At 29.7% G+C, this 3,163-nt stretch carries 3 protein-coding genes; all 3 read left to right on the top strand.

Annotation, left to right across the window (positions count from 1 at the left end; translation table 11 throughout):
- Positions 1-968 (top strand): ATP-binding cassette domain-containing protein (locus EQ827_RS08230; RefSeq protein WP_181190507.1); only part of this gene is annotated, 968 nt, incomplete at its 5' end.
- Between the two features lie 54 nt (positions 969-1,022).
- Positions 1,023-2,294 (top strand): hypothetical protein, encoded by a 1,272-nt coding sequence (locus tag EQ827_RS08225; protein ID WP_181190506.1) that lies wholly within the window; start codon positions 1,023-1,025, stop codon positions 2,292-2,294.
- 2 nt (positions 2,295-2,296) lie between these two features.
- Positions 2,297-3,031: a LytR/AlgR family response regulator transcription factor gene (locus EQ827_RS08220; RefSeq protein WP_181190505.1), complete on the top strand. Its 735-nt coding sequence runs from the start codon at positions 2,297-2,299 to the stop codon at positions 3,029-3,031.
- The last annotated feature ends 132 nt before the right edge of the window (positions 3,032-3,163 follow it).

The raw sequence follows: 3,163 nt of genomic DNA, 5'->3' as shown, positions 1-3,163 counted from the left end.
AATATACTAAGGCCAATATAAAACTACAAGCACAGGAAAATAAAACCGCAACTATTTCAGAATTATCTGGGATGATTATTTTTTTAGTCGCTTTTGGTGGGGGTATGATAATGGTAGCTCAAGGAAATACAACCATGGGTAGTGTAACCGCCATTGTCCAGTTAGTTAATTTTGTTGTCATGCCAATTAATGAGTTAGGATTATTACAAACCAAATTTCAAAGTGCTCACCAATTAGCTCAGAAATTATTCAAAATATTAACAATTACAAAGACTCCAGATCCCGCTGATTCTCATTTACCTTTAACTAAGAGCATCATAATGAGAAATATAAGTTTTCAATATCCTAATAGCAAAAATAAAGTCTTAAAAAATGTGAATGTCGAATTTGAGATTGGTAAAAAGTATGCTATTATTGGTCATTCTGGTGCTGGCAAATCAACTATTTTGAGCTTATTATGTAAGTTATATTTACCCATTAGCGGTGAGATTTTGATAGATAATAATCAGTTATCAAAAATATCTACTACTTGGTGGTATCAACAAATTGCCTTAGTAAGTCAAGAAATATTTATTTTTAATAGCACCATTCAAGAGAACGTAACATTAGGGCGAAAGTTTACTAAATCCGCAATTATTATTGCTTTAAAACAGGCCGGGCTTAGTGAATTTTTACAAGAAAGTAACTATAATCTTGATTATGATTGTGGAGAAAATGGAAGTAATTTATCTGGTGGTCAACGTCAAAGATTAGCCTTAGCTAGGGCATTTTTGCAGCAAAGAGCAATAATTTTGTTAGATGAAGCTACCTCGGCCTTAGATAAAAAGACTGCCGAAACAATTGAAACTCAATTATTAAATAATAATAATTTGACAGTAATTGCGATCACTCATCAAACTAAGTTATCGGCTCAATATGATCAAATATTACAACTCAAACATGGACAATTATGTAGATTGAATAATTAAATAGCTGATTTTATTGTTATAATTAGGAGTAAATTATAACCAAGAGGTAAACTATTGATTGAACTTATAGTTTCAGGAATACAGTTATTTGTTTTGCAAATATTTAATCTAATATCTGGATGGAAACTTTTTAATAAGCATCAAAGAATAATAACTATAGTAATAATGCCATTGTTAGCAGTATTTGGAGCTTATTCTTGTAAAGAATCAACAGTATTGAGCGGTCTAATATTTACATTCCTTCTTGTAGGCATTAATTATAGATTTTTTAAAGCCAAATCTATTCGGATATTTTATCCATTTTTTGGATTATTATTAAGCTTAATCATTTTTTTGATAATAAATGCTCTCAAAGTGAGATTACAGGACTCTTTTTTTAATATTCAATTTCTTCATATATTGGCTTTTTTACTTGGAAATGGGTTAGCTGCCTTCTTTCAGAAGCTGCTGCTTTTACACTTTGCCGATATAATTTTACAAGAGCACGTGCAACATCTAATCATAGGTGGATATGTAGCAATTATCATAATTTTAGGAAGTTCTACAATTTTTTTAGGCGATGATCTAAATAATGTAGGAGTTGAGATTGAATTAATCATGATATTACTATTGACAATGCTTTTGTTATTAGTTTATTTTTTGGAAACGGTCCAAAAAATCCGTCATATGAATGCTATTCAACAAATTCAGCAAATTGAGGACTATGCTCAAGTTTTGGAGCATAGCTACCATGAATTAAGTCAATTTAAGCATGATTATTTAAATGTCTTGGCTTCATCATTATTATTTTTAAAAAATAAAAATTTCCAAGGTTTAGAACAATATTATCAAGAAACAATTAAATTGATAGATACTTCTTTTACATATGATAATTTACGAATTAATGACCTTCAAAACATTAACTTGATACCATTAAAGGGATTATTATCATATAAATTAATTTCCGCGTATCAAAATAAAATTCCCGTTCATTTTGAATGTTTAAAACCAGTTCAAATCAATTTTAATTCACCGATATCACTAATTGCGATTATCGAGGCTATAATAGATCAAGCCTTTCAATATGCGGGTGACCATCAAACACAAGTAGAGATTTTAATTACATCAGAAAAAAACTACGTTTCTCTGGTGGTATCGATTTCCTTAAATTCGGTTGATCAAGACTCCTCAAAAGTAAATGAACTATTTCAACAAATTTTGGCAAGCCGTTCAGAATATAATCAGCAACCACTGAAGGAAATATTAGCAATGGAAGATAAATTTGAGCTTATCAATGCTGTTAAAAATGGACATTTAGTTCAGGAATTGATAATAAATGAGGAATAAAGATGGATATTTTAATTTGTGAAGATAATATTGAGCAATTATATGAATTACAGCGAGTTATTAAGCAATTTCAGATTCCTAATTTACGAATATTAATGGCAAGCAACAAGGCTCAAGAGTTAATTAAAATAATCAAATCTCACGGATATATACCAGGAGCATTATTTATTTTGGATGTTAATTTGGGGCATAGTGAAATCAATGGTTTGGAATTAGCGCAATATATTCGTCAAAATGATGTTTTATCATCCATTGTCTTTGTCACTACTCATTCTGAAATGGCTTATTTAACCTTTATCTATAAGGTTGAGGCACTAGATTACATTTTAAAAGATCAGCCTGATGTATTTGTTGATAAAGTTGAAGCATGTTTGCAATTAGCTATGCGTAAGCAAAAATTAACTACTAAGCAGTGTGAAAAGTCTGGCTCTATCTTATCTTTTAAAATAGGTCCTAAGTTTGTAAGAATTGCAAGTAGGGAATTTGTTTTTGCTGAAACTTCGCCTAATAAACATCGTATTATTATTCATGCTAATAATCAACAATTGGAAATATATGGTTCTTTAGACGAAGTAGAAAAGTTATCAACTAAATTGATACGTTGTCATAATTCTTATGTGATTAATCAAGATCAACTACAAATATTAGATTTAACATCGATGTGTGTTGTGTTAAAAAATGGTGTCAGTTGTCCAATTTCGCGAAAATATGTAACCCAAGTCAAAGCAATATTATAGTCTAAAAGGGGGTAACTGCTATCAGGCACTTTATAAATTATGTATCTGAAAAAGTTGCCTAATAAATATTTAAATAATTCTAGAAGGACGAACTTTTAGCAAATAAAATCATTAATTTTATTAGAGTAACAG

This window comes from Bombilactobacillus bombi (genome assembly GCF_013607485.1).
In the GTDB taxonomy this organism is placed as follows: domain Bacteria; phylum Bacillota; class Bacilli; order Lactobacillales; family Lactobacillaceae; genus Bombilactobacillus; species Bombilactobacillus bombi_A.
Note: the sequence above shows the minus strand (reverse complement) of the source record. Positions and strands in the feature narration are given on the sequence as shown.